Here is a 25,492-nt window from a genome sequence, read left to right as displayed (position 1 = left end):
TTAAGATTTTATTTTGGCACGTAAATATTTGAAATAAACGTTATTGGCTTCATAAACGGCAATGGTAAATCCGCGCCAGCCGGCTAAAAAACCGCATTGAAAAAAGTAGCTGCGGATAAAGGCGTAAAAGGTTTTTAATACGATGATGAAAAATGGTTTTTTCGGAACGATTTGCGCGCTTAAAGCTGAATAACGATCTATTTTTGTGATGAGTTGCGCCAAATCGGTAACGGCTTGATGTTGGAGTCGTCCGGAAAGGGCAATAACGTGGGTATTTTTATCGATAACGACGGATTCATGCACGCAGCGGTTGGAAAATTGATGGTAACGCCGATGAAAAAGACGAATGAGACGGTCGTTTCCCCAGCCGCCAACCGTTACCGCTTGTCCATAAAACCAATTTTCGCGCAAAATCTCGCCAACAGTTTCAGGCTTATCAAACGGAAAAGTGAGCATGGATTGTGCTAATTGTGCATCAACGCTTTCATCAGCATCTAATGAAAATATCCAATCATAACGCGCAGTTGCCACCGCACGATTTTTCGTTGTGCCGAATTGATCAAAGTAACCGTCAATCCAGCGAACGTTGGCAAATGTTAAGGCAATGGTTTTGCTTTTATCAGTTGAACCAGTGTCATATATTAATATTTCTTTAAATAAACTAAGGGATTGAAGTGTTTTTTCTAAGGTATGTTCTGCATTTTTTACAATGATGACAGCAGACAAGCACATTTTCTTATTTCCTGTTAGAATTCTCACCGCTAATATCGTACAGATTAGCATTCCAGATGACAAAATTTCTGTTTTTCAAAGCATTCGTTGGTTTTTATCAAATGATTGAAACTTCGTAAGGCGGCTTTTTTGTACTCTTGTTTGCTAAGATGTAGTAGTATTTAAACCGTCACAGTACCTTTAATTAACGCGCGATAAGAGCTAAATGGTGTGTGATTCATATGCAGGGAAATAATTTTGTAAAGTTAATTTATTGAGGGAAGAAAATGGCTTTTAAATTTGGCAGAAAGAAAGCAGATGATAATAGCGCGGCACCAGAAAGGGTATCGGAATCATCTTTATCGAACGAAGTCGTCCATCAGGGAACGCTGCGACGGTACATGGGGTTGATTATTTCAATTTTGGGGCTGGTTCTCTTGTTCGCTGTTGTTATCGTTCAAGATATGCGGATTGCCAATCACGCACGAGCGAATACGGCGCAGATCCAAGCAGCACAAAAAATTAATCAATACAGTCGGGAAATCATTCGGGATATTTTCGACGCGCAAGCGAGTTATGGTGAGGATACAAACAGTCCGCACATGCGTTCTTTGTTAACACGAATGCAAAACAATACCGACGGTTTTACCAAAATCATTGCAACACTGAAAGACGGCGGAACTGATACACAGCTCGATGGTTCTACTGCGAGAATCGAAGCCAATAAAAACGAAGAGGTAAAAAAATATTTAGCAACTATCGATGAATATTGGAAACCTCTGCAAGAAAAGTTACAAGCTTATTTAGCCGTTGCTGACGATATTATGTCTGACAGCTCCGATGAATTGGAATCAGCGATGACTCAAGCGAAAACCTCTAACTTGAACTTAACAGAAAGTGCCGACGGCGTGATTAGAACGGTGCAACAAGAAGTAACAAAGAATGCTAAGTTTCAAAGTCAATTGCAATCTGGCGCGATTGCGGCGGTTATCATTTATTTCTTATTCATCACTTATTTCGTGATTTATCGAAGCCTTTCAAAAGCTGACCGTGAAGCAGCGATTGCGCGGCGCGAAACGGACGAAATCATGGGTTCCGTTCAAGAAGGTTTGTTTTTGATTGGGGAAGACTTGCGCGTTGGTCACCAACAATCTAATGCGTTAAAAACCATTTTGCCTGGGGTAGAAATGGGAGGACAAGACTTTGAGGCGGTTCTCGATAACGTATTAAGCAAAACAGATATCGAAAATACGAAAAGTTATATTCGTCAATTATTTAAACCGCGGGTTAAAGAATCTTTGATTAAATCATTGAACCCGTTGAACCGGATTCAAGTATTTATCGATGATAAGCAAGGGGGATTAAACGACCGCTTCTTGCGTTTCGACTTTAACCGTGTATTTGAAGATAAAGAAATTAAGCGGGTGCTGGTTTCTGTAACCGATATTACGGAATCCGTATTACTCGAACAACGGTTGGAAAAAGAACGTGAACAAAACAACCGTCAAGTGGAAATGCTGGTTAAAGTATTGCGGGTTGATCCTGATATTTTGGCAGGTTATATGCGGCGCGGTGACGAAGTTGCGGAAAAAATTAACACGATTTTGCGTAACCCGAATGCGCGCGGTTCTCACGGTTTGCGGGCGAAAATTGATGAAATTTTCCGAGAAATTCATGCGTTTAAAGGGGAATCTTCGGCTTTGGAATTTGACCGATTTGTGGTTATTGCTGAAGAAATGGAAAACAAACTTAAAGAGTTGCGCGGTCAACAAGAATTGGCTGGGGACGACTTCTTAGCGGTTGCGGTTTCTTTGGACGCTATGATGGAACAATTGAATATCACACGTAGCTTGCAACAACGCTTGATCACGCACGCAACTCAAGGCGCCGGCGGTGATGAGGCGAAAACTTTACAAAATGCTGCAGCACAAATGCATCATGGTGATATCGATCAGTATTTAAAACAATATGCTGAACAAGTTGCAGAGCGTAACTATAAGCTGGTTGAGGCGGTAGTTGAAGGCTTTAGCAAAGCGCCGTTTGATGAGAAAAAGATGGATATGATTAAATCCGTTGCAGTTCAGTTAATTCGTAATGCCATGGTTCATGGTATTGAAACTCCAGAAGCACGAAAAGCTAAAGGTAAAAGTCGTCAAGGGCATTTGGGCGTGAGTTTGATTGCGCGTGATGGTTTTTACGATTTGATCGTAGAAGACGATGGTAAGGGAATTGATATTGAAGCTATTCGCGATAAATTGCGTCAATTGCCTGATTTTAATAAAAATCCTGATGAAATGACTCGAGAAGAGCTTTATCGCGCGATTTTTGTCACCGGCATGTCAACTGCAACTATGAGTACAGAAGATGCAGGACGAGGCGTTGGTATGGACGTTGTGCGGGATCGCATTAAATCATTGAATGGTAAATTGGCGATTAAATCAGAACCGGGACAATTTACAAGATTTACTATTCGTCTAATTGCTACTGGAAAATAAATAGGAAGTATTATGTATCGATTAATGATTGTTGATGATTCGATGATTATCCGCAACAAAATTGCGCGGTTACCCAATGATGCGCCATTTAAAATTGTGGGTAAAGCAAAAAATGGCGCGGAAGCTATTAGTTTGTGTAAAAGTTTACATCCGGACGTCGTAACGATGGACTTAACAATGCCGGAAATGGACGGTTTGGAATGTATAAAATCTTTGATTGAAATTAACCCAAAAATTCAAATATTAGTTGTATCCGCCTTGTCTGATAAGGCAACTGGAATTAAAGCGTTAGAATTAGGCGCCAATGGCTTTTTAACAAAACCATTTTCAGATGAACAACTTGTAGATGCATTGACCGAGATGATGGAGGATATGGCATGATTAAAGAAGAAAGAATGCAGGTATTTATTGATGGCGTAAACCGCTTTTTCAATGAAGTAAATAATATCAATGCAGAAGTGGGAACTCCGTATTTGGTCGAAAATAATACGCCCAAAGCTCATGATTACACAGGCATTATTGGGATATCTGGACCTTATCGCGGTTGCGTTTATTTCACTGCGCCAAAAGTTTTATTGCGTCACATTTTGTTATCCATTGGTGAAAATGATAATAATGAATCCAGTATGCTGGATTTAGTAGGCGAAATCGCTAATACCATTTCTGGTAACGCGCGCAGTGAATATGGTGAAACCTTTATGATTTCCGTGCCGATGGTTATCCAAGGTACACCGGGCGAAATTTATTTACCAAAAGATGCGCGTTCTTATGTTATTCCGATTACTTGGAAACAATACGCCGCAGCAATTGTCATTTGCTTACAGGAAGGCTAATTGTTGAACGCATGGTATAAATATGATGAATAGCCTGTTTTTACAGGCTATTTTTTGATCACAAAGGAATAATAATGTCTCAAATGACCACCGAAGAAGTTTTATCACTATTTCATTTTCGTAGCGCCACGCGCCATTATGATGCGGAGAAAAAAATCAGTCAGGAAGATTTTCAATGCATTTTAGAAAGTGCGCGTTTATCGCCGAGCTCGGTCGGTTCCGAACCGTGGAAATTTGTTGTTTTACAAAATAAAGCGTTGCGCCAAGCAATCAAACCTGTTAGCTGGGGACTTGCCACACAAATCGATCACGCCAGCCATCTCGTGATTTTATTGGCAAAGAAAAATGCGCGTTATGATTCTGATTTTTTTAAAGAAGCATTGTTAAAACGGCAACTTTCTGATGAGCAAATTGCTAAAGCCGTTGCCGTCTACCAAAAATTTCAAGAACACGATATGCGTATTTTAGAAAGTGAACGCACTTTATTTGATTGGGCGAGCAAACAAACGTATATCGCTTTAGCCAATATGATGATGGCAGCAGCCTTATTAGGCATTGATTCTTGCCCGATAGAAGGATTTGATTATGCGGAAGTCAGCCGTATTTTGGCGGAAGCACAAGTTTTTGATCCGCAAGAATACGGCATTTCTGTGATGGTTACTTTTGGTTATCGCGCAAAAGAGCCGCGCCCGAAAAGCCGCAAACCATTCAACGAATTGGTTTCTTGGGTAGAATAATATTATTTTTGATAACGCCGGCGGCGGATTGATTTCGTCATCGGCTTACGATTGCCGCGGTTGTGGATACGAATGCGGCTTTCTTTTTCATTGCGTAAAGCATCGAGCGCTTCATCGCTCGGCGGAATAACGTCTACAATCAAAGATTCTTCAATGGGTTTTACCGGAATTTTTTCGCCTAAAAAATGTTCAATTTCGGGCAAAGAATAAACGTATTCTTCGCAAGCAAAACTAATTGCCGTGCCCGATGCGCCCGCGCGCGCGGTGCGTCCGATGCGATGCACGTAATCCTCAGCAATTTGTGGTAAATCATAATTAAAAACGTGCGTGATGCCGTCAATATGAATGCCGCGCGCCGCAACATCAGTTGCCACCACGATATTAACCGTTCCTTCTTGAAAATCACGAATAATTTGCTCGCGTTTTTTCTGCGCAACGTCGCCTGATAACGCCGCGTTATGATAACCATTAGCCGTTAAAACCAAACTAAGCCGTTCTAAATCGTGTTTGGTATTTAAAAAAATCATGCTGCGCTCGGGACGTTCGCGGGCAAAAAGTCCTAATAATAAAGGTGTTTTTTCGTGTTTTGCGGTGTGATAAAGATAATGCGTGATATTGTTTGCCGTGGTTTGTTGGCTTTCAATCGCAACTACTTTCGGCGCGTTGAAATGTTCATAAGCCAATTCTTGCACTTTTTGCGGCATCGTGGCGCTGAATAATAAATTTAATCGTTCATAAGCAGGCGGCATTTGTCGCAATAAATAACGCACGTCATCAATAAAACCCAAATCAAACATGCGATCGGCTTCATCTAAAACGCATACTTCAATATTTTTAAGGCGAAATACTTTTTGTTTGAATAAATCGATAATTCTGCCCGGCGTGCCGATGATAACGTCAACATTGCACGCCTGAAACAGTTTTTTCTGATGCTCGATCGAAGTGCCGCCATAAATCGCGAGACTCACCAAACCCGTATAAGCGCCCAAAAGATCCATTTCTTTTTTAATTTGAATTGCCAATTCCCGAGTCGGCGCCAAAACAATTGCCCACGGACCTTTTGCTTTTGGGTGAACGGGATTTGTCATTAAATAATGCATTAAAGAAAGTAAAAAAGCCGCTGTTTTTCCCGTTCCCGTTTGCGCAATGCCCATAACATCGTAACCCGCTAAAGTTAAAGGCAATGTTTGTGCTTGAATCGGTGTTGTTTTTGTAAAATGAATATCTTCTAAAGCTTCTAAAAGAGCGCTATGAATCGGAAAATCAGTAAAATGTGCGGTATTTTTATTTTCGTTTGTCATAAATAAAAGTTATTAACAATGGGTAAAGTAAGAAATGGCGTGAGTATAGCACGATTGCTAGCTGTCAGCGTATTTAGCAAATGATATACTTCCGCCCCAAATAATTTTCTAAAATTTAGGTGGATTATGCTCAAAGGATTATGTGTCGGCGTGGCGATCATTTTATTAAACGGTTGCATCGGCTCCTTAGCTGATAAGCATACGTTATACGAAATAAAAATGTTAACGGGAGACTCTTTATACGCGCGCGCCAAACCTAAATTAGATAACGACGGCTATTATCGCTTTCAAGATGTTAACGAACAAAGTTATATTGTTAATAGTAAAACCGTATTATTAATTGAGCCGGTTCCCGTATCTCGTTAATATGATTGAAAAATCGAATTCATTACGTTTGAGTTGCGAATTTTTTCCCGCAGCAACGAAAATCGGAGAAAAAAAACTGGCTGAAGTGCGTCAAGCGTTATCTTTTTTAAATTGTGAATATTATTCGGTGACGTACGGCGCCGGCGGCGCCACGCGCGATCAAACCATCGCCTTGGTTAAAACATTGTGTCGCGAAGCAGAAAGAGCCGTTATGCCGCATATTACCTGCGTCGCGTCTCACAAACGGGCAATTGCATCGCTGTTGGCGCAATATCAAAAATTGGGCATCAAACATCTTATGTTATTACGCGGCGATATGCCGTCCGGAATTTATCAATTAGGCGATATTATGAGCGCGCGCGATTTAGTGCGTTTAGTGCGCAAACAATGGGGCGACAGCGTTCATATTGTGGTGGCGGCATATCCGGAAACGCACCCGCAGGCGCAAACACAACAAATTGATTTAATTAATTTTTATGAAAAATGTGCGGCGGGCGCTAATGAAGCTGTAACGCAATATTTTTTCAACGGCGACGCTTATTTACGGTTTCGTGATGACGTAGTCAAAATGGGCGTTTCCATTCCCATTGTGCCGGGCATTATGCCCATTACGAATTACGTTCGTTTGGCGCGGTTTTCAGATAATTGCGGCACGGAAATTCCGCGCTGGATTCGCACACGTTTGGAATCTTATCAAGAAGATAGCGCTTCATTATTGGATTTTGGCGCGGACGTTGTCTCGCAATTATGCCAACGATTAGTGTCAGAAGGCGTCCCTGGTTTGCATTTTTACACGATGAATCGCGCCGATGCTTTAATTGAAATTGCAAAACGTTTAGGGTGGTACGCATTATGATCAGTTCGTTGGCAAAATCATCAGCCGTTTTTTCAATCATGACGTTAATCAGCCGTGTATTAGGATTATTGCGCGATATGCTGATTGCGCGCTATTTCGGCGTCACCATTACCGATCCTTTTTTTGCCGCGTTACGCATTCCTAACACATTGCGCCGGTTTTTTGCCGAAGGCGGTTTTGCAAACGCTTTTGTGCCGGTTTTTTCCGCCACGCGTAGCACATCGCCGGCGGCATTAACGGATTTATTGCGTTATACCAGCGGCACGCTGTTAGGCATTTTATTAGTGATTACGATTTTGGGCGTTTTTGGCGCGGGCGGCGTAATTTTTGCCGTGGCGCACGGATTAACCGCAAAACCCGAACAGTTTTTACTTGCCAAAGAAATGTTGGCAATTCTTTTTCCCTATATTTTATTGATTTCATTAACTGCGATGGCAGGCGGCATTTTAAATACCTTTGGTTATTTTTCCCTGCCGGCGCTGACGCCCGTTTTTCTCAATATCACTTTGATTATGGCATGCGTTTGGCGCGCTTTTTATGCTGATAGCAGCGGCATTGAACTCGCTTGGGCGGTATTAATCGGCGGGATTATTCAATTGGCAATTCAATTGCCGTTATTGTGGAAATTAAAATTATTAGTTATGCCGCGGTGGGGTTTTTATCACGCTGGCGTGCAAAAAATTTTGCGCTTGATGATTCCTACTTTATTCGGTTCTTCCGTCGGGCAATTAACGGTTTTAATGAATACTTTTTTGGCATCTATGCTCGCAACCGGCAGCATTTCATGGCTTTATTATTCCGATCGAATGGTAGAATTGCCGATTGCTTTGGTCGGCGTGGCGTTAGGTACGGTTATTTTGCCGAAATTAAGCGCATTAAAAGCGCAAAATAATGAAACGCAATTCACGGATACTTTAATCTGGGCGCTGCGCTGGGGTTTATTAATCGGTTCTGCAGCTTCAACGGGGCTGGTAATGTTGGCGCCATCGATTTTGGTAACGCTTTTTTACGGCGGAAATTTTTTAGAACACGATGTTTTAATGACAACAATGAGTTTGCGCGCTTACGGCTGCGCGGCGGTTTTTTTAGTATTAGTGAAAATTTTAGCGCCGGCATTTTATGCGCGGCAAGATACGAAAACGCCGGTAAAAGCAGGCATTGTGGCAATGGCAACCAATATAATGGTTGCGGTTTTGTTCAGCCGTTTATGGGGACATGTGGGATTGGCATTGGCAAGTAGCGTTGCCGCGGTGGTCAATGTTGCTTTGCTTTTCTATTTTTTATATCGAGAAGGGCGATTGGCGCGTTTTTCTTTGAAGCGTCCCCTGTTTCAAATCGTGACCGCAAACAGCATTATGGCTTTATTTCTTTATTATTTACAAGGAAGTATGGATACTTGGCTCTCGCGTTCAACCGGAATGCGCGTGGGCTATTTAGGCGCATTAATTATGATAGGCATCGTTATTTACGTCATCAGCCTTTACGCGGTTGGCGTACGCTGGCGACAATTAAGGAAGGGATAAGCATGTTTAATAAAACTTGGCGATATGGCATTTGTGCATTAGCAGGTGCGGTGATGGTGAGCGCGGCGGCGCAAGAATCTTTAGAATCATTGCGCGATCAAAAGATTAGCGAAATTGAAATTCAAGGTATTAAGGATAAAAAACAGTTAGAAAACGCCCGCGCTTTTTTGGCGTTGTCGCGCGTGAAAAACGAAAAAATTACGCAACCAAGTTATATCAATTATTTAATTGAAAACGGCGTGGAAGAAATTCAGCGCTCGCAACAACCATTTGGTTATTATCACAGCAACGTGCGCGTTGATAAAAAACAATTAAACGATCAAAAAATTAAAGTGATTTATACCGTGGATTTAGGCGCGCCGGCGTTAATTCGTACGATTGATATTAAAACCGAAGGCGAAGCTAAAGAAGATGCAGAATTTCGTCAATTGATGACTAAACACCCGTTTAAAACCGGCAAAGCGCTCAATCATCAACAATATGAAACGTATAAAAACGAATACACCGCTTTAGGAACGCGCAAAGGTTATTTTGATGGAAAATTTGATACCAAACGCATCGCCGTTGATACCGATCAAAACAGCGCCGATATCGCGATTCATTACGACAGCGGTCAACGTTATCATTTCGGAAAAACGCAATTTAGTAATGCCGAACAATCCGAAAATCCCAAAATTTTGCCGCTCGATGAATCATTATTGCAACGCTTTGTTACTATTCGCGAGGGTGAGGTTTACGAAGCGCGCAAAATCACGCAATTGCAACAAGATTTACAAAGTAGCGGTTATTTTCGGCAAGTTTTAGTGGGCGGAAAACCTGATCCCGAACAAAAAATTGTGCCCATTGATGCGCAGTTAACAATGAATAAAAACAAACATTATGCTTTGGGTATTGGTTATTCCACCGATTCTGGCATTCGCGGCAAAATCGATTTTGATTGGCGCTGGGTCAATCGTTATGGACATAATTTTTCCAGCAGTTTATATGCCTCGAGAAAAAATAGTGAATTCAATAATATGTACCGCATTCCTGCGGCGCACCCCAGCACCGATTATTACTACCTCAATTTTGGCGGCAGAATTAAAGATACGGGCTACACCAGCCGGCGCGGCTTTATCGGCGGCGGTTACAACTGGCGCGTAAATCATTGGGATTGGCGCGCGGGCATCACCACCGCATATGAAAAATTCACCATCGGCAATGATAAAGACGAAGTAGTTTTAACGTATCCCAGCGTGAGCGTGACGTACAACTCCAACGATAACCGCTTCAATCCCGATGCCGGATATCAATTTCAATTTGAAGTATTAGGCGGCGTTGAAAACGTATTAAGCGATATCAGTTTTGCGCAAACGAATGCTCGCGCCGTTTATATTCAACCATTTAACGCCAAAAATCGCGTGATTGGACGAATCGATTTGGGCGCCAATTGGGCAGATGATTATCAACGCTTACCGCCGAGTTTTCGTTATTTTGCCGGCGGCGACCGCAGCATTCGCGGTTATGGTTATGAATATATCGGTCCGCGCGACAGCTCCAATACCAACATCGGCGGCAAATATCTTGCAACCACTTCTTTAGAATATGAATATTATTTTAAAGACGATTGGGCAGCGGCGGCATTTGTAGACGCTGGCGATGCCTTTAAAGATGATTTTAAAGCAAAAGTGGGCGCGGGATTAGGCGTGCATTGGAAATCGCCCGTCGGGCCCATTCACCTCGATTTGGGGCACGGTTTTGACAAAGATTACGGCGACAATGTGCGCATTCATCTCACCATTGGAACGCAATTGGATTTATAAACATTTGTAACGGACGTTTACTGTACGCGAAAAACGGTTCGGCATCTTTTTCAATTTGGGGCAGGATTTGATGGTAAAAACAATCGGGATTTTTTTTAAACGGTTACTGTTAGGCAGTGTTTTTTTATTGTTTGCGCTGACGATTACCGCGTTTCTTTTATTAACCACTGAACGCGGTTTTAAAAAAATACCGACAATGATTAATCATTTAACACCTTTTAAATTGCACTGCGATGCCATTAGTGGACATTTATTCGCACAGCAAATTTGGCGTAATTGTTCCTTTTCCGGTGCGGGACTGAATCTGCACAGCGATCAGTTCATCATCGATAGCGCGGTTTCTTTTGAAGCAAAACGATTTCACGTGCGCGAATTAAGCGCTACCGCTTTGGAAATCGATTTGCCGGAATCCCCAAAAAACGATGACACGCCATCGGCGCCGTTGCCAAAGCAGTTGCCGGAAATTCGATTGCCGTTGATTATTGATATTGATCGGCTGGCAATTGAACAATTAAATGTTAAGCAATCCGGAAAAAATCTGTTAGCGCTTGATACTTTTTCCGCGGAATTGCACGGCGCCGGCAGCCGCATCACGCTTAAAACCGCGTTGCAAGCCGATCAATTGTTACCAGAATCCGAATTACCGCCGGCACAATTAAACGTTCACGGCGCGCTGGATTTGACCGGCGATTATCCGCTTGATATTGCTGCCGATACGCAGTTGGATTTCCCGCAGCAAAAACAAACTGCGCAATTAGCGATAACGGGCAGCGCGTTGCGTCCTCACGTTAAATTGGTTGCCGAGGGCGCGTTGAAAGCGGAATTAAAAACGCAGGCAATCGTTGAACTGGCAAAACAACATTTAGATTTAAATAGCAATTGGACGGTTTTTTATGCGCCCGATGCCGTCGCCATTAAAGAAGGTAGTGCGCAATTGGTGGGCGCGTTTGACGATTTAAATTTGAACGTTAAAACCGCGGTTACTGGCAAAAATATTCCGGCGGCGGATTTGGAATTGAGCGCGCAATTGGCGCCTGATGCCGTTCGTATGCTTGATGCCGTGGTGCATACTTTAGGCGGTAGCGCGCGTTTAACCGGCGATGTGCATACGGCGCCCTTTTCTTGGCAAACGCATTTGGCTTTTGATCACATTGACGCGCGGCAATACAACCAAAATTTGGATTTGAAATTAGAAGGTTCCATCAGCAGCGAAGGAAAACAAACGGAAGAAGGTATTTCCGCCCAATTGCAGCTACAAAATTTATTCGGACACTGGCAAAAATATCCCATTAATGGCAGCGGACGCGTGGAATTATTGGGCAAAGAATTAAAAGTCGATCAATTTAAATTAAATTTCGCCGATAATTTGATAACAGCAAACGGTTTTGCGCGTCCCGAGCGAGCGGATTTGTCACTGAAAATTGATGCGCGCGCTTTGGAAAAATTGGCGGCGGATTTGGGCGGCGCCATTGCTGTTGATGCGCATTTGGGCGGTTCATTGGACAATCCGCAATTAAAAGGCGCGGTGCAGTGGCAAAAACTGCGTTGGCAAAAAAGTATTAATGCCGAGGGCACGCTGGATTTTGACGGCGATTTAAAACAAGGGATTGCGGTAAAAAGCGCGGGCAAAATGGCGGGGGAAAGTATTCCAGAAACCCGTTTTCAAGCGCAAACGCAGTTAACCCAAAATGCGGCAGAAAAAATAGCGTTAACCGTGCACACTTTAGACGGCACCGCACAACTTAATGGTCGTTTGAATTATCAACCAACGCTCGATTGGTCGTTTGACGGCGCGCTTTCGCATCTTAATTTGCAAAAATTATTGCCAGAATTTTCAAGCCAGATCAGCGCTGAATTTCATACGAAAGGCAGTAAAAACGCGGAAGAATTGTTGGCAGCGCTTGCTTTGAAAAAGCTTGACGGGCATTGGTTGGGCGAACGCTTAAAAGGTGAAATGCAGATCAAAAGTGCTCAAAATGGCGTGGCAATTGATAAAGCCGATATTTTTATTGGCGATAATCATTTTGTGGCTGATGGCAACGTTAACGCGCAAAAAATTGATGTTAATTTATTGATTGACGGCAAAAAATTAGCGGCACTTTATCCCAAAATCAGCGGTCAATTGTATGCGCAAGCAAAATTAAACGGCACGCTGCAAGCGCCGCATTTGCAAGCTAAAATCAGCGGCGAGCATTTGGCTTATCAGGAGTACAAATTGGGCGCGCTTTCTATGCAAACCGATAGCGCGTTGACGGCAGGCGGTGCTTTTAAAAATCATATTGAACTTAAAGGGATTGATGTTGCCGATCAACAATGGCCAGCGCTGCGTTTAACGACGAACGGCAGTTATGATGCGCATCGTGTAACGCTTCAATCGGAAGGCGGTAACTATAATCCTTCATTGCAAGCCAAAGGTGGATTTATCGGGCGCGATCGGTGGGCGGGAAAATTGGAGCAATTAACGTTGACCGGCACGGATCTTCATTGGCAATTACGCCGCCCCAGCGCAATTGATATTGCTGCGGAAAAATTGAGTATTGAGGATTTATGTTTGGCTGATGCGTTTTCGGCGTTGTGCGTGACGGCGAAAAAAGCGGCGACGATGGCAGTGGATTATCGTATTGAAAAACTGGATCCCAAAAGTTTTCAAGCCTTTATTCCTAAAAATATAACGCTGGAAACGCAATTAAAAGGCGCCGGCGCGGTGGCAATTGAGGCAAATGGTGCGCTGCGCGGTCACAGTCAATTGCAATTAACCGCGGGCAAAATTCAAATGATATTGCCGGATAAACCGCCTTTAATGATCAATTTAAAAACTGCGACGCTGGAAAGCAAAATGAGCGCGACGCAAGTTAATAACCGTTTATTGCTTGATTTAGGCGATAGCGGACGCGTGCGCGCGGAAGCGTTAATCAGTCAATTTTCGCAACCGCACATTCAAGGAACGTTAAATTTAGATATCGCTGACGTGGGAACGTTTCGCTATTTAGTGCCGCAAATTTCGGAATTAACAGGACGCGTTAAAGGCGATGTTTCTTTTTCCGGCGCGGTGGCAAAACCGCGGGTTTATGGCGAGATTTTTTTAGAAAACGGCAAAGTTGTGGTGCCGGAATACGCAACGGAATTAAAAGATATTCGTTTACGCATCAGCGCGCAAAAAAGCGGTGATATTGATATTAAAGGTAATATCGGCACACCCAAAGGCAATTTAACGGCAGACGGCGTTTTGCGTTTGCAGCCGCTGACCATGCAATTGGCGTTATCAGGAAAAGAATTACTTTTAGCCAATTCGAAAAAAATCCGTTTAATTGCCAGCCCAAATTTTGATATTCGCATTCGTCCTGATTCGGGCGTTGCGGTGCGCGGCAATATTGCTATTTCCGAAGCGAAAATTGATATTCCTGATACGTCTTCCGCCACTGCGATTTCGCCAGATGTGGTGATTGTGAATCAACCGGTATCCGAAAAAAACGGTGAACAAAAATCGCCGGTGGCTCTCAATATTGCGGTGACATTAGGCGATCGCGTTTTTTTTACCGGCGGCAAAGCAAAATTGCGGTTAATTGGTAAATTAGACGTGGTCGCCGAACCGAACAGCGCGTTAAAAGGGCGCGGCAGGATTGAAGTGGCGCAGGGAAAATATGAATTGTACGGGCAGGAAATGGATATTCGCCGCGGCTGGATTACGTTTTCCAATGATATTACCAATCCCGTGCTCGATATTTTGGTGCTGCGCGAAATTAAACATGTAGAAGCCGGCGCCAGAATTCACGGCAGCGTGCAACAAATGCAGTTAACGTTAACTTCTGATCCGGCAATGCCTGATTCGGCGATTTTGTCGTATTTGGTTTTTGGACGCCCGCCCGATGCGGCAACGGATTCGACGGCTTTATTGCAAACGGCTGCCGTTTTAGGAACGCAGGGCATGTTTCCGAAAGGTGTGGCGGAAAAAACGGGTTTGGACGTTTTCGAGCTCGGCATTGGTGGTTTAAAAGCTGGAAAGTATCTTTTAGAAGATATTTATATCGGCATGCAATCGGATTTTTTTACCAGCATCACCAAATTTTTAACGCGTTATCAAATTACCGATCGTTTGAGCGTGGAAGCGAGCGCGCAGCCGCTGGAAAATGCGGTTGATTTTTCTTATGAATTTGAAACGAATTAACGAGTTATAGCGGGAGTTTTGGGTGTGACGGAAACAGTTGTTTGTTTAGAAAATGTGCGGTTTGCGCGTGGCGGGCGCACAATTTTTGATGATATCAGCGTGGAAATTGCCGCCGGCGAAATTACCGCAATTATGGGACCAAGCGGCACCGGTAAAACCACTTTGATGCGTTTAATTACCGGACAATTGCAACCGCAACAGGGCAAAATTACCGTTTTGGGTGAAGATATCGGGCAACTTAATCGTAAACAGTTGATGCAATTGCGGCGACGGATAAGCATGATGTTTCAAAATAATGCGTTGTTTACCGATATGACGGTTGGTGAAAATGTCGCATTTCCGCTGAAAGAAGTTTTGAATATGGATCAAGCGCTGATTGATATTATTGTTTCCTTAAAACTGCAAACGGTGGGATTGCGCGGTGCGGCGCATTTAATGCCCAGCGAATTATCCGGCGGTATGGCGCGGCGGGCAGCTTTAGCACGCGCTATGGTGATGGAACCTGAATTGATGATTTATGACGAACCGTTTACGGGGCAGGATCCAATTTCTTTGGCGATGTTGACATCGTTGGTGAAAAATTTAAACCGTGGTTTGGGCATGAGCAGTTTGGTAGTAAGCCATGATTTGGTGGAAGTATGTCGAATTGCCGACAAAATTTTATTGCTATCAGCAGGAAAAATCGCTGCCTATGATACGCCAGAACGTTTAATGGCAAGCGATGATCCATTGGTTGCACAATTTTTTCATGGTTATGCTGACGGTCCAGTGGCATTTCATTATCCGGCGGTGGATTATCGTCAAGAATTATTGGGAGGCGAAGATGCGGATCATCGCTAAAATCAATCAAATTGGGGTTTATGTGTTAACGCAACTTGCCGCGTTAGCCGAGTTTAGTTTTTTAACGCTGCAGTTACATTGGCAATTGTCGATTTTATGGCGGCGCCCGATGTTGTGGATTAAAGCGTTGTTTCATGCTGGCGTGTTGTCGTTACCCATTATTATGGTTTCGGGATTATTTGTTGGCATGGTTTTAGCGCTGCAAGCGTTTATTAATATGTCGTTATTCGGCGCCGAACAATCAACGTCTACTTTGGTAGCGCTTTCTTTGATGCGTGAATTAGGTTCAGTGGTGACGGCTTTATTGTTTGCCGGACGCGCCGGATCCGCTATTACCGCAGAAATTGGTTTAATGAAAACAACCGAGCAATTAGACGCGATGACGATGATGGGCGTTGAGCCGCTCGCGCAAATTGGCGTGCCGCGCTTTTTCGGCGCTTTATTGGCATTGCCGTTGCTCGCTATTATTTTTGTTGCCACTGCGATGGTAGGCGCTTATTGGGTTGCCGTGCCGCATTTGGGGTTGGATAACGGCATTTTTTGGTCGCAATTACAACGCGGCGTTGGTTTTTATCAAAATATTGTGCTGGGGATTGGGGTAAAAAGTTTGGTTTTTGGTTGGTTGTGTGCGGCGATTAGCGTTTTTCAGGGATTTGTATGCGTGCCGACGGCGCAAGGTATGGCGCAGGCAACAACGAAAACCGTCGTGTTGTCATCGTTAGCAGTGCTGGCGGTTGATTTTTTGTTAACATCGCTGATGTTTGCTCTATAGAGGTAGCTATGAAAAAAAATCATGGAATTGCGTCCGTTGTCGGTTTTTTTGTTTTATTGGCAGTGGGCGGATTGTTTTTTTTAGGACTCAAAGCCAGCCGTTTGGGCGGTTTTCAGGCGCAGGATACATATCGCATTTATGCGCGTTTTGGTGATGTCAGCGGTTTGGGAAAACAGGCGATGGTGTCGATGTCGGGCGTTCAAATTGGACAAATCAGCGGTATGACGTTAGATCCGAAAACTGCAGAAGTGGTGGTGAGTTTGGATATTGATGGACGTTTTTCTTTGCCGGCAGATAGTACGGCGCAAATTTTAACCGCGGGCTTGCTGGGGGAAAAATATATCGGGATTTTATCGGGCGAATCAAAAGATGTTTTAAAACAAGATGATACTTTAATCCGCACCGGCGGTGCTTTGGTTTTAGAGAAGTTATTACAACAATTCGGCGGCGGAAAAGGGAATTTTTATCCGGAATCGTCTTATCTTTTAGAAGCAAAATTTAATGATATCAGCGGATTAACGATTGATGCACCGGTGACTTTAGCCGGCGTGCAAATCGGGCGCGTGAAATCCATTCATTTAGATCAAGAAACCTTTATGGCAGTGGTGCAACTGGAAATTGATCGCCAATTTAACCGGTTGCCGATTGATAGTAGCGCTGATATTTTAAGTACGAGTATTATTGGTGGAAAATATATTGGCATCAGCGTTGGCGGCGAATCGACGATGCTCGTTGATGGCGATAGTTTTCAATACACGAATTCCAGCGTGGTGCTGGAAAAGTTAATTTCTCAATTTGTAACCGGTTTGGGAAAATCTTAAATTTTTAAACGAGGAAAAAAGATGAAAAAGCATTTTTTAGCCGTTGCGGCTTTATTATTGAGCGGGGCGGTTTTTGCCGCAGAACCAACGGGCGAAAGCGCAAAAATGGAAGTGGAAACGCAAATCGCGCGGTTAACGCAAGATTTAAATAATAATAAAGCTACTTACGACGCCAATCCGGCGGCGTTTCATGAATTTATCAGTCGCGAAATTGCACCGCAGTTAGATTTTGTCAAAATGTCTGAAATTGCTTTGGGAAAACATTTAAAGAGCGTGAAAGATAGCGGCAAATTTGACGCTTTTACCACTGCTTTTCGTGAATTGCTGATTCGCGTGTATTCCAAAGGTTGGCAAAATTATGCCGGCGCTAGCGTGCGCGTGCTCAACGTGCCGAGCGTGGATAAATATCAACGGGCGCAAGTTCGCGCGCAAGTTTCGGGCAGCAATGCGAATGCAAACGTGATTATTGCGGTTTATTTCAAAAATGGTGCGTGGAAAGTCTACGATGCAACTTTTGAAAACGTATCGCTGATGACGAGTTATCGCAATACTTTTGATACCGAATTGCAACAAGGTAGCGTTGATCAATTAATCGCCAAAATGCGGACGATGCAGTAATGATAGAAACTCCGCTCGGCACGATTGACGCTGACGCCGTTTTACATTTATCTGCAACATTAACGCAGTTGTCATTAGCGCAAAAGCCGTTTTCTCGCTTTTCGCAAGCATTGCCAGAACGGATTACCGTCGATGCGCACGCTGTGCGGCAATGCGACAGCGCGGGCGTTGCGGCTTTGATTTGGTGGTGCCGTTATTGTCGGCAGCAAAATGCGCACCTTGTTTGGCGACCGTTGCCGGCGAGTATTACCGAATTGGCAGCGCTGTATCAAATTGATTTTCAAGCATGGACGGAATATGCAGACTGATTTAATTAAACAAAAAATTATCGCCGCTTTAGGTGAAGCTGATGTGATTGTGACCAGCGTTGATGGCGTGCATTTTGAAGCAACGGTGACTTCTGCGGCGTTTGCAGGGCATTCGCGTTTGGAACAGCATCGTATGGTTTTAAAAGCGTTGGAAGATGTGATCAGCAGTAATGAAGTTCATGCATTGAGTTTAAAAACAAAGGTAAGCGACTGATGGAACAGTTAAAAATTATGGGCGGACGGCGTTTGGAAGGTGAAGTTACCATCAGCGGCGCAAAAAATGCGGTATTGCCGATTTTAGCGGCAACTTTGTTGGTAAAAGGTACCACCGTTATTGATAACGTACCGCGGTTGCGCGATGTCAACACGCTTTTAGCCGTCCTCAATGAAATGGGCGCCAAAGCGCATTTTACGGCGGAAAATCAAGTCAGCGTTGACGCGTCAAACATTACCAATCCGGTGGCGCCGTATGAATTAGTACGCACGATGCGGGCGAGTGTTTTGGTTTTAGGGCCGTTGCTCGCGCGTTTTGGGCAGGCAAAAGTTTCTTTGCCCGGCGGTTGCGCGATTGGTGCACGTCCCGTTGATCAACATATTAAAGGTATGCGGGCTTTGGGCGCCGAAGTAGACGTTTGCGAAGGTTATATTGAAGCAAAAGCGAGCCGGTTACGCGGGCAAACGTTAACCATGGACGTGGTGACCGTTACGGGTACCGAAAATATTTTGATGGCAGCCGTTTTAGCTGACGGCACAACGGTTTTGCATAATGCCGCGCTGGAGCCAGAAGTCAGCGATTTAGCGCACTGTTTAAACGCGATGGGCGCAAAAATTAAAGGCATTGGTACGTCAACATTAACGATTGAAGGCGTGGAATCATTGCACCCGTGCCATTATCGAACTTTGCCCGATCGGATTGAAACGGGAACGCTGTTGGTCGCCGCGGCGGTTACGGGCGGTTCAATTGTGGCGCGGCAGACATCACCGCAATTATTAGAAGCAGTATTGGAGAAATTAGAAGCGGCGGGGTGTAGCATTCGGCGCGGCGCGGATTTTGTTGCGCTGGAAGCTAAAAAACCGTTGCAGGCGGTGAGTTTGAGAACGGCGCCGTTTCCGGCGTTTCCAACCGATATGCAAGCGCAATTTATGGCGTTAAATTGTGTGGCGCACGGCAGCGCGGCGATTGTGGAGACGATTTTTGAAAATCGTTTTATGCACGTTCCCGAATTATCGCGTATGGGTGCGCGGATTTTTATTGAAGGCAATACGGTGACCACGTTTGGCGTGGAAAAATTAAGCGGCGCCCCCGTTATGGCAACGGATTTGCGCGCATCAGCATGTTTGGTGATTGCGGCGCTTGCTGCAGAAGGCGAAACGGTGATCAGTCGTATTTATCACCTCGATCGCGGTTATGAGGCGATGGAAGTGAAATTGCGCGGTTTGGGCGCGCAGATTGAACGGATTCAGGAAGCGTAATGCAGCGCGATTTTTTGGTTTCTCATTTAAATGAGTTGTTGCAAATTCGTAAATTTCGCGATTATGCGCCCAATGGTTTGCAAATTGCCGGACGAGCAGAAATTCAAACGGTGGTTACGGCGGTAAGCGCATCGCAGGCGGCAATTGATTTTGCGGTGGCAAATAATGCCGATGCGTTGCTCGTTCATCACGGCTATTTTTGGAAAGGGGAAGCGGCGGAATTAGTCGGCGTTAAAAGAAAAAGAATCGCTACTTTGTTGCATCACGAGATTAATTTATTGGCGTATCATTTGCCGCTGGATCAACACGCTACTTTAGGAAATAACGCTTTGTTTGGTCAAGCATTATCAGCGCACAATATCAGCCAATCATCGTTTGATGATTTTTTATGGCAGGGCGATATTGAAACCGTTTCCGCGTCGCAATGGATTGCGGCGGTGGAAAAGATTTTGCAACGTTCGATTATTGCAGTGGGCAATACGCAGAAAATGATTCAAAAAATTGCGTGGTGTACGGGTGCGGCGCAAGATTTGTTATTACAAGCGCATGCCGAAGGTGCCGATGCGTTTTTAACGGGTGAGTACGCAGAACGCAGTTATCACGAAGCGCGCGAATGCGATATGCTTTTTTTGGTTTGCGGACATCACAGCACGGAAACTTTTGGCGTTCGTGCTTTGGGCGATTATTTGGCGGCAACGCAAGGATTGAAGATATTCTTTTTTGATGAAGATAATCCTTTTTAATGGTTTTCAGTTCATCATTATTTTTTTTGTTTTATTGAAGCGATTTTTTCGCAAGCAGTAAGCAATAAATAGTTTGTGGGTTTTATTTTATGGGTGAAGCATGAGTATTTTGAGTCAAAAACGCAGTGGATTGGCTTTATTATCCAGTCCCAAACATATTTCTAGCCATCGGATTCGCATTGTGTGTCATGCAAAAGATTTGGAAATCGAATATATCGATATCGATCCCGATAATTTGCCGGAAGATTTGTTGGAAGTTAATCCTACGGGACGATTGCCAACGTTGATTGATCGCGATTTGGTTTTATTTAATGATCGCGTGGTCAGCGAATATTTAGATGAACGTTTTCCGCATCCGGCATTGATGCCTATTGAAGCCAATCAACGGGCGAAAATTCGTTTATTTTGTTTGGAAATTGAAAACAATTGGTATCCGCTTGCTGAACAAATTGAACACGAAAAAATGAGCGCGGCAAAGAAAAAAGCGGCGATTAAATCATTACGGGAAGCGGTTTTAATGATTGCTCCTTTATTAAAAGAAAGCCACTTTGCCATCGGCACGGAATTATCTTTGCTGGATTGTTGTATGTTGCCGATTTTATGGCGTTTGGAAAGTTTTGAAATCAGTTTGCCTAAAACTGCCGCCGCACAACCGCTAATTGATTATATGGATTATCACTTTAAGCAAGATTATTTTGTTGCCGCGTTGTCAAAATATGAAAGTGGTTTGCGGACGGTGAGCGAATAACCGCGCCGCAGTTTTGTTTTTTTAAAGAAAAGGGGACGTCATGACCAGTCAAAAACCTTATTTATTACGCGCCATTTATCAATGGCTTGTCGATAATGGTTGCACGCCGCAGATTGCGGTAGCTTATCCGAATAAAGGTTGGGTTTATGGCGTTCCCGATCGATTTTTAGAAAACGAATTTCTCATTTTAAATATTTCGCCGCAAGCTTCTCCAGATTGCGTTATTGAAGATGATTATATTTATTTTACGGCACGGTTTAATGGAGAATCGCGCGCAGTGACGGTTGCCATTGAAGCCGTTGCCTCTATTTTTGCGCGAGAAAAACAAGAAGGCATGGAATTTGAACTTTCGCCAAAACTGGCAGACGGCGCGCCAAAACCCGTTACCGATGCGCAAAAAAAATCAGAAAAAACCGAATCTGCGCCTCATCTCAAAATTATTAAATGACCCGTTGCCAAACCCGTTAAAACATAAACAAAAAGTAGGGTTGGGCGGGGTTTCCATTATGAAAAAAAACGGGTATCGTATGCCGGCTTTAACAGCCACTAAGTGATTTTTTAGGGGAAAAAGTCGATTGGTAATATTGTTTGTGGTTAACCATTAAAAATCAGAAAACCAATAATCATGACATCATGATTTTTCGTGAAAACCGCAAATAAACTCCTCGGGCAAATTGTCCCGTTTCATTATTTATTTTATAGGTGAAATTATGTCGCTAACAGCAGCAATTCTAACTTTATTTTTAATTATCAATCCATTGGGAAACGTCCCCGTTTTTCTGTCGATTTTAAAAAATTTATCGCCGAAACGGCAACGCATTGTTTTATTGCGTGAATTATGTATTGCTTACGCCATTATGGTGGTTTTTTTGTTTGGCGGTTCGTCGATTTTGCACGGCTTAAATATTTCGCGTGAAGCCGTTTCCATTTCTGGCGCAATTGTTTTATTTATCATTGCCTTAAGAATGATTTTCCCGTTAAGAAGCGGCAGCGTGATGGGCGCTGATGATACCGAAGGCGAAGAAGAGCCGTTGATTGTGCCGATTGCAATTCCTTTTGTTGCCGGACCTTCTTTGCTTGCTACTTTAATTATGATGGTGGAAAGTGATCCCAGTTTGACGACGCGCTGGTTTTTTGCAATGACGATTTCGTGGTTTATTTCTTTGCTGATTTTTTTATGCGCGCCGTTTTTCTTCAAAATTTTGCGCAAACGCGGATTAAAAGCCGTAGAACGTTTAATGGGTATGATTTTAATCTCAATTTCTGTACAAATGATGCTTAATGTTTATATGGCATTACAAGCGACAGGCGCTTAGTTTATTTGAGATTTTGTTATGATCGAAGAGGGAGTTTTACTCCCTCTTTTTTATGATAAACATTGAGGAATCACCATGAAAGCCGTTTTTTTAGATAGAGCTACTTTTGCCGCAGATGTTTCTTTACCAGCGCCTGCTGGCGTGAGCGATTGGCGCGTTTTTGAACGCAGTGAACCTGCGGAAGTAATCGCGCGCAGTTGTGAGGCGGACATCATTATCACCAATAAAATTGTGTTTGATGCGGAACTTCTCGCGCAATTACCACAATTAAAATTAATCCAGATTACGGCTACAGGTACTGATAATGTTGATAAAATTGCTGCCGAAAAACAGGGCATTAAAGTGTTTAATGTTTCTGGTTATTCCACTGATAGCGTGGCAGAACATACGCTTATGATGATTTTGGCAACCATGCGCGCGTTATCGGCGCATCATCGCAGCGTAGCAAGCGGCGCTTGGATAAAAGATGGACGCTTTAGTTTGAGTACGCCCGCATTGTGGGATCTCAAAGGAAAAACGTTAGGTTTGGTTGGCATTGGCAGCATCGCGCATCGGGTAACGGAACTCGCGCAGGCATTTGGCATGAATGTGTTATGGGCGGAACGATTGGGACGCGCGCCGCGCGATGATCGTTATACCGATTTTGAAACCGTGATGGCGGCAAGCGATGTGATTGCTTTGCATTGTCCTTTAACCGCAGAAACCAAACATTTAATCAATCATCAAACCATCGCTATGATGAAACGCGCGCCGATTTTAATTAACGTAGCACGCGGAGCGGTGATGGAGGCGGAAGCCGTCGCGCAAGCATTACAAAAAGGACAATTGTCAGGTTTGGGTTGTGATGTTTTTCTGCCGGAACCGCCAGAAGCAGATAATCCGCTGTTGCAGTTTGCCAATCACCCGCGGGTGATTTTGACACCGCATAATGCTTGGGCAAGTTTCGAATCACAGCAACAGTTATGGGCGATTTTATCAACACAAGTGAGCAATTTTATTGTTTCATCGGCTAAATAAAGGCAACAATAAATCATCTTCTTTTTTATTTTTTCCACAAAGGAGCAAAAAATGAAGTTAAAACGATTATGTGCAGCGATAATGTTGGTGAGTTTTACCGCATCGGCGGCAGAATTTACGATTGATGCGCCGGCAACTGCGGTGGTGTTATATCAAGATGGCGCTTTGATAAAACGAGATGCGGTATTAAATATTAATGAAACGGGCGTGCATACGGTATTTATTACGCAACCGTTGAACGAAGAAATGGCGGTGATTGATGTGCGCGGCGCGAAATTACACAGTCAAAGCATCGTGCATCGTACGGATTTGCATCAACCGAGCGCAACCGCGGTGGCTTTAGCAAATGCAAAAGCGCAATTGAAAGTTTTGGAATATGAAGTTTCTTTGCATGAAAAATTAATGGGTAATTTTTTATCGTCTTTGGAACAAAATCCCGATACTTTGGAATCTTCCGAGAGAAAAGTCGCAGAACGCATGCAATATGCCAAAACATTACAAGAAAAAATCGCGCAAACGGAGTTAGAAATTCAACAATTAAGCGCGCAACTTGAAGATGAAGAAGGAAAAGCAGAAAAAACGGAAGATGTTTATCGTTTGCAAATTGAAGTCGCGCAAATGGGGACGGTACGCATTCATTTGGAAGAATCAACGCACGCCGCACGCTGGCAGCCATACAGCACGATTAATTTAAATACGGAACAAAAAACTGTGCAGATGACGGCTTCAGCACGGGTCAGTCAGCAAACGGGTTTAGATTGGCATAATGTGCAGCTGACTTTGGCAATGACGCCGCCGCAACATTATTCATTGCCGCCTTTTTATAGTCGTTCCGTTCATTTAGAGGAATATTTGGATCCCGCAGCCAGTGGTAAACGTATGTCGGGCATTGCCGCTGTTCCTATGGCGCTGACAGCAGAAGCCAGCAGCGAAATCGATCGTTCGGGATTGGATTTTACGGCAACGCTTTCAGCAAATTATGACGTTTTATCCGATGACAGCGAGCAGCAAATCACTTATTGGCAAGGTGAAGCAAAAACAGAACTTTATAGTGCCATTTATCAATGGGCGTTGCCTGAAAAAGCTTTATTAATTGCGCGTTGGACTCAACCGCAAGATATACATTTTTTTGCCGGTAATATGCGGATTTTGCGCGATGGTTTGATGATTACGCAACGTTATGAAAGCGAAGTTTGGCACGGTGGCAGCGCGCAAAAAATGAGTTTTGGCGAGGACGGACAGTTATCCGTTACGGTATCAGATACGCCGGATTTTGATGATAAAAAAGGCGTGATTAATCCAAGCAAAGTGCGGCAATATCGCCAAAAATTTGTGTTGCGTAATTTGTCCGAACATGAAAAACCGTTGCATTTTTACGCGCAACTGCCCGTCAGTCAGGAAGCAGATGTGAAAGTGATGCCGCAATTTGCGCGTCAACCCGATCAAAGCGATGTTGACCAAATTAAAGGGATTTTGTTGTGGAAAGAAACGGTGCCGAGCAATGCAGATAAAACGATAGAATTTAATTACGATATCAGTTATCCAAAAGATAAAATATTGAGTGAATAGATAAAAAAATGAGGCGGTTAACAAAACGTTAATCGCCTCAAAATACAGAAGGAGAAAATATCAAACCACTCTAAAATCCATCTATTGAGAAACGGTACACTTTAGAAAAGATTTGGTGGGTCGTGAAGGGTTCGAACCTTCGACCAATTGATTAAGAGTCAACTGCTCTACCGCTGAGCTAACGACCCAAAACATGAGAAACACAAGAGAGATAAAACTATCGACTACTGATAACGATGGTGGGCCGTGAAGGAATCGAACCTTCGACCAATTGGTTAAAAGCCAACTGCTCTACCGCTGAGCTAACGACCCAAGAAATCATTAAAAAGAGATTGAAACAGCAAAAATGGTGGGCCGTGAAGGAATCGAACCTTCGACCAATTGGTTAAAAGCCAACTGCTCTACCGCTGAGCTAACGACCCAAGAAATCATTAAAAAGAGATTGAAACAGCAAAAATGGTGGGCCGTGAAGGAATCG

General features: G+C 43.7%; 24 protein-coding genes and 3 tRNA genes. 22 read left to right on the top strand and 5 right to left on the bottom strand.

Features of this window, described 5'->3' with window-relative positions; all coding sequences use genetic code 11:
• The gene (locus AKG33_RS06340) at positions 1-732 is read right to left on the bottom strand and encodes a glycosyltransferase family 2 protein (protein WP_012031191.1); all 732 of its coding nucleotides are present in this window, start codon (positions 730-732) and stop codon (positions 1-3) included.
• Between the two features lie 266 nt (positions 733-998).
• Here AKG33_RS06340 and AKG33_RS06335 point away from each other — a divergent pair, with 266 nt between their 5' ends.
• The 4 genes from AKG33_RS06335 to AKG33_RS06320 all read left to right on the top strand — a co-directional run bounded on the left by AKG33_RS06335 (position 999) and on the right by AKG33_RS06320 (position 4,776).
• Positions 999-3,206 carry an ATP-binding protein gene (locus AKG33_RS06335; protein WP_012031190.1) on the top strand — a complete coding sequence of 736 codons (2,208 nt, stop codon included), beginning with the start codon at positions 999-1,001 and terminating at the stop codon, positions 3,204-3,206.
• A 12-nt stretch (positions 3,207-3,218) separates the two neighbouring features.
• Positions 3,219-3,587 (top strand): response regulator transcription factor, encoded by a 369-nt coding sequence (locus AKG33_RS06330; protein ID WP_012031189.1) that lies wholly within the window; start codon positions 3,219-3,221, stop codon positions 3,585-3,587.
• Positions 3,587-4,039, top strand: a complete 453-nt coding sequence (locus tag AKG33_RS06325; protein ID WP_041729918.1) for a chemotaxis protein CheX — start codon at positions 3,587-3,589, stop codon at positions 4,037-4,039. Before AKG33_RS06330 ends, AKG33_RS06325 begins: the two co-directional genes overlap by 1 nt.
• A gap of 74 nt (positions 4,040-4,113) precedes the next feature.
• The gene (locus AKG33_RS06320) at positions 4,114-4,776 is read left to right on the top strand and encodes an NAD(P)H-dependent oxidoreductase (RefSeq protein ID WP_012031187.1); all 663 of its coding nucleotides are present in this window, start codon (positions 4,114-4,116) and stop codon (positions 4,774-4,776) included.
• Between the two features lie 2 nt (positions 4,777-4,778).
• Here AKG33_RS06320 and AKG33_RS06315 read toward each other — a convergent pair whose 3' ends face one another.
• Entirely contained in the window at positions 4,779-6,077 is a 1,299-nt protein-coding gene (locus tag AKG33_RS06315; RefSeq protein ID WP_012031186.1) for a DEAD/DEAH box helicase, read from the bottom strand.
• A 126-nt stretch (positions 6,078-6,203) separates the two neighbouring features.
• On the opposite strand from AKG33_RS06315, the gene AKG33_RS06310 reads away from it, so the two are divergent.
• The 18 genes from AKG33_RS06310 (at position 6,204) to AKG33_RS06225 (ending at position 25,014) form a co-directional block, all read left to right on the top strand.
• Positions 6,204-6,443 (top strand): hypothetical protein, encoded by a 240-nt coding sequence (locus AKG33_RS06310; protein WP_012031185.1) that lies wholly within the window; start codon positions 6,204-6,206, stop codon positions 6,441-6,443.
• A gap of 1 nt (position 6,444) precedes the next feature.
• A complete protein-coding gene (gene metF, locus AKG33_RS06305) occupies positions 6,445-7,299 on the top strand; it encodes a methylenetetrahydrofolate reductase [NAD(P)H] (RefSeq protein WP_041729555.1) in 855 nt (284 codons plus the stop codon).
• Positions 7,296-8,822 (top strand): murein biosynthesis integral membrane protein MurJ, encoded by a 1,527-nt coding sequence (murJ, locus tag AKG33_RS06300; protein WP_012031183.1) that lies wholly within the window; start codon positions 7,296-7,298, stop codon positions 8,820-8,822. Before metF ends, murJ begins: the two co-directional genes overlap by 4 nt.
• Positions 8,823-8,824: 2 nt before the next feature.
• Positions 8,825-10,624, top strand: a complete 1,800-nt coding sequence (locus tag AKG33_RS06295; protein ID WP_012031182.1) for an autotransporter assembly complex protein TamA — start codon at positions 8,825-8,827, stop codon at positions 10,622-10,624.
• Positions 10,625-10,694: 70 nt separating this feature from the next.
• A complete protein-coding gene (locus tag AKG33_RS06290; RefSeq protein WP_050708040.1) occupies positions 10,695-14,789 on the top strand; it encodes a translocation/assembly module TamB domain-containing protein in 4,095 nt (1,364 codons plus the stop codon).
• 24 nt (positions 14,790-14,813) lie between these two features.
• Complete coding sequence (locus tag AKG33_RS06285; protein WP_012031180.1) at positions 14,814-15,629, top strand: ABC transporter ATP-binding protein; 816 nt, start codon at positions 14,814-14,816, stop codon at positions 15,627-15,629.
• Positions 15,613-16,401 (top strand): MlaE family lipid ABC transporter permease subunit, encoded by a 789-nt coding sequence (locus tag AKG33_RS06280; protein ID WP_012031179.1) that lies wholly within the window; start codon positions 15,613-15,615, stop codon positions 16,399-16,401. The genes AKG33_RS06285 and AKG33_RS06280 overlap by 17 nt, the downstream gene beginning before the upstream one ends.
• 8 nt (positions 16,402-16,409) lie before the next feature.
• Positions 16,410-17,222 carry an outer membrane lipid asymmetry maintenance protein MlaD gene (gene mlaD / locus AKG33_RS06275; RefSeq protein ID WP_012031178.1) on the top strand — a complete coding sequence of 271 codons (813 nt, stop codon included), beginning with the start codon at positions 16,410-16,412 and terminating at the stop codon, positions 17,220-17,222.
• 21 nt (positions 17,223-17,243) lie between these two features.
• Positions 17,244-17,840 carry an MlaC/ttg2D family ABC transporter substrate-binding protein gene (locus tag AKG33_RS06270; RefSeq protein ID WP_012031177.1) on the top strand — a complete coding sequence of 199 codons (597 nt, stop codon included), beginning with the start codon at positions 17,244-17,246 and terminating at the stop codon, positions 17,838-17,840.
• On the top strand, positions 17,840-18,148 hold the full coding sequence (locus AKG33_RS06265) for an STAS domain-containing protein (protein WP_012031176.1): 309 nt from the start codon (positions 17,840-17,842) through the stop codon (positions 18,146-18,148). Before AKG33_RS06270 ends, AKG33_RS06265 begins: the two co-directional genes overlap by 1 nt.
• Positions 18,138-18,362 carry a BolA/IbaG family iron-sulfur metabolism protein gene (locus AKG33_RS06260; protein WP_012031175.1) on the top strand — a complete coding sequence of 75 codons (225 nt, stop codon included), beginning with the start codon at positions 18,138-18,140 and terminating at the stop codon, positions 18,360-18,362. Before AKG33_RS06265 ends, AKG33_RS06260 begins: the two co-directional genes overlap by 11 nt.
• Positions 18,362-19,621, top strand: a complete 1,260-nt coding sequence (gene murA / locus AKG33_RS06255) for a UDP-N-acetylglucosamine 1-carboxyvinyltransferase (RefSeq protein WP_012031174.1) — start codon at positions 18,362-18,364, stop codon at positions 19,619-19,621. The genes AKG33_RS06260 and murA overlap by 1 nt, the downstream gene beginning before the upstream one ends.
• Positions 19,621-20,364, top strand: coding sequence for a Nif3-like dinuclear metal center hexameric protein (locus AKG33_RS06250; protein WP_012031173.1), 744 nt, complete (start codon positions 19,621-19,623; stop codon positions 20,362-20,364). The genes murA and AKG33_RS06250 overlap by 1 nt, the downstream gene beginning before the upstream one ends.
• 100 nt (positions 20,365-20,464) lie before the next feature.
• Positions 20,465-21,112 (top strand): glutathione S-transferase N-terminal domain-containing protein, encoded by a 648-nt coding sequence (locus AKG33_RS06245; protein ID WP_012031172.1) that lies wholly within the window; start codon positions 20,465-20,467, stop codon positions 21,110-21,112.
• A gap of 40 nt (positions 21,113-21,152) precedes the next feature.
• Entirely contained in the window at positions 21,153-21,560 is a 408-nt protein-coding gene (locus tag AKG33_RS06240; RefSeq protein WP_012031171.1) for a stringent starvation protein B, read from the top strand.
• A 262-nt stretch (positions 21,561-21,822) separates the two neighbouring features.
• Positions 21,823-22,428 (top strand): MarC family protein, encoded by a 606-nt coding sequence (locus tag AKG33_RS06235; protein ID WP_012031170.1) that lies wholly within the window; start codon positions 21,823-21,825, stop codon positions 22,426-22,428.
• A 75-nt stretch (positions 22,429-22,503) separates the two neighbouring features.
• Complete coding sequence (locus AKG33_RS06230) at positions 22,504-23,445, top strand: D-2-hydroxyacid dehydrogenase (RefSeq protein WP_012031169.1); 942 nt, start codon at positions 22,504-22,506, stop codon at positions 23,443-23,445.
• A 51-nt stretch (positions 23,446-23,496) separates the two neighbouring features.
• Positions 23,497-25,014, top strand: coding sequence for a DUF4139 domain-containing protein (locus tag AKG33_RS06225; protein WP_012031168.1), 1,518 nt, complete (start codon positions 23,497-23,499; stop codon positions 25,012-25,014).
• 113 nt (positions 25,015-25,127) lie between these two features.
• Here AKG33_RS06225 and AKG33_RS06220 read toward each other — a convergent pair.
• From AKG33_RS06220 to AKG33_RS06210, 3 genes are all read right to left on the bottom strand, one after another.
• Positions 25,128-25,202, bottom strand: a tRNA-Lys gene (locus tag AKG33_RS06220).
• 49 nt (positions 25,203-25,251) lie between these two features.
• Positions 25,252-25,326, bottom strand: a tRNA-Lys gene (locus AKG33_RS06215).
• 35 nt (positions 25,327-25,361) lie between these two features.
• Positions 25,362-25,436 (bottom strand) — tRNA-Lys (locus AKG33_RS06210).
• Positions 25,437-25,492 lie beyond the last annotated feature (56 nt).

Origin of the sequence: Dichelobacter nodosus (assembly GCF_001263335.1) — a bacterium.
Lineage (GTDB): Bacteria > Pseudomonadota > Gammaproteobacteria > Cardiobacteriales > Cardiobacteriaceae > Dichelobacter > Dichelobacter nodosus.
This window is presented reverse-complemented; position numbering and strand designations above follow the sequence as displayed.

What these genes read in the sequence shown, in the direction of transcription:
- AKG33_RS06290 (WP_050708040.1), top strand. Translation starts at nt 10,695, where the DNA reads ATGGTAAAAACAATCGGGATTTTTTTTAAACGGTTACTGTTAGGCAGT.
- murA (WP_012031174.1), top strand. Translation starts at nt 18,362, where the DNA reads ATGGAACAGTTAAAAATTATGGGCGGACGGCGTTTGGAAGGTGAAGTT.
- AKG33_RS06250 (WP_012031173.1), top strand. Translation starts at nt 19,621, where the DNA reads ATGCAGCGCGATTTTTTGGTTTCTCATTTAAATGAGTTGTTGCAAATT.
- AKG33_RS06260 (WP_012031175.1), top strand. Translation starts at nt 18,138, where the DNA reads ATGCAGACTGATTTAATTAAACAAAAAATTATCGCCGCTTTAGGTGAA.
- AKG33_RS06335 (WP_012031190.1), top strand. Translation starts at nt 999, where the DNA reads ATGGCTTTTAAATTTGGCAGAAAGAAAGCAGATGATAATAGCGCGGCA.
- AKG33_RS06330 (WP_012031189.1), top strand. Translation starts at nt 3,219, where the DNA reads ATGTATCGATTAATGATTGTTGATGATTCGATGATTATCCGCAACAAA.
- AKG33_RS06320 (WP_012031187.1), top strand. Translation starts at nt 4,114, where the DNA reads ATGTCTCAAATGACCACCGAAGAAGTTTTATCACTATTTCATTTTCGT.
- AKG33_RS06235 (WP_012031170.1), top strand. Translation starts at nt 21,823, where the DNA reads ATGTCGCTAACAGCAGCAATTCTAACTTTATTTTTAATTATCAATCCA.
- metF (WP_041729555.1), top strand. Translation starts at nt 6,445, where the DNA reads ATGATTGAAAAATCGAATTCATTACGTTTGAGTTGCGAATTTTTTCCC.
- AKG33_RS06240 (WP_012031171.1), top strand. Translation starts at nt 21,153, where the DNA reads ATGACCAGTCAAAAACCTTATTTATTACGCGCCATTTATCAATGGCTT.
- AKG33_RS06225 (WP_012031168.1), top strand. Translation starts at nt 23,497, where the DNA reads ATGAAGTTAAAACGATTATGTGCAGCGATAATGTTGGTGAGTTTTACC.
- AKG33_RS06340 (WP_012031191.1), bottom strand. Translation starts at nt 732, where the DNA reads ATGTGCTTGTCTGCTGTCATCATTGTAAAAAATGCAGAACATACCTTA.
- AKG33_RS06230 (WP_012031169.1), top strand. Translation starts at nt 22,504, where the DNA reads ATGAAAGCCGTTTTTTTAGATAGAGCTACTTTTGCCGCAGATGTTTCT.
- AKG33_RS06310 (WP_012031185.1), top strand. Translation starts at nt 6,204, where the DNA reads ATGCTCAAAGGATTATGTGTCGGCGTGGCGATCATTTTATTAAACGGT.
- AKG33_RS06245 (WP_012031172.1), top strand. Translation starts at nt 20,465, where the DNA reads ATGAGTATTTTGAGTCAAAAACGCAGTGGATTGGCTTTATTATCCAGT.
- AKG33_RS06315 (WP_012031186.1), bottom strand. Translation starts at nt 6,077, where the DNA reads ATGACAAACGAAAATAAAAATACCGCACATTTTACTGATTTTCCGATT.
- AKG33_RS06265 (WP_012031176.1), top strand. Translation starts at nt 17,840, where the DNA reads ATGATAGAAACTCCGCTCGGCACGATTGACGCTGACGCCGTTTTACAT.
- AKG33_RS06270 (WP_012031177.1), top strand. Translation starts at nt 17,244, where the DNA reads ATGAAAAAGCATTTTTTAGCCGTTGCGGCTTTATTATTGAGCGGGGCG.
- mlaD (WP_012031178.1), top strand. Translation starts at nt 16,410, where the DNA reads ATGAAAAAAAATCATGGAATTGCGTCCGTTGTCGGTTTTTTTGTTTTA.
- AKG33_RS06280 (WP_012031179.1), top strand. Translation starts at nt 15,613, where the DNA reads ATGCGGATCATCGCTAAAATCAATCAAATTGGGGTTTATGTGTTAACG.
- AKG33_RS06295 (WP_012031182.1), top strand. Translation starts at nt 8,825, where the DNA reads ATGTTTAATAAAACTTGGCGATATGGCATTTGTGCATTAGCAGGTGCG.
- murJ (WP_012031183.1), top strand. Translation starts at nt 7,296, where the DNA reads ATGATCAGTTCGTTGGCAAAATCATCAGCCGTTTTTTCAATCATGACG.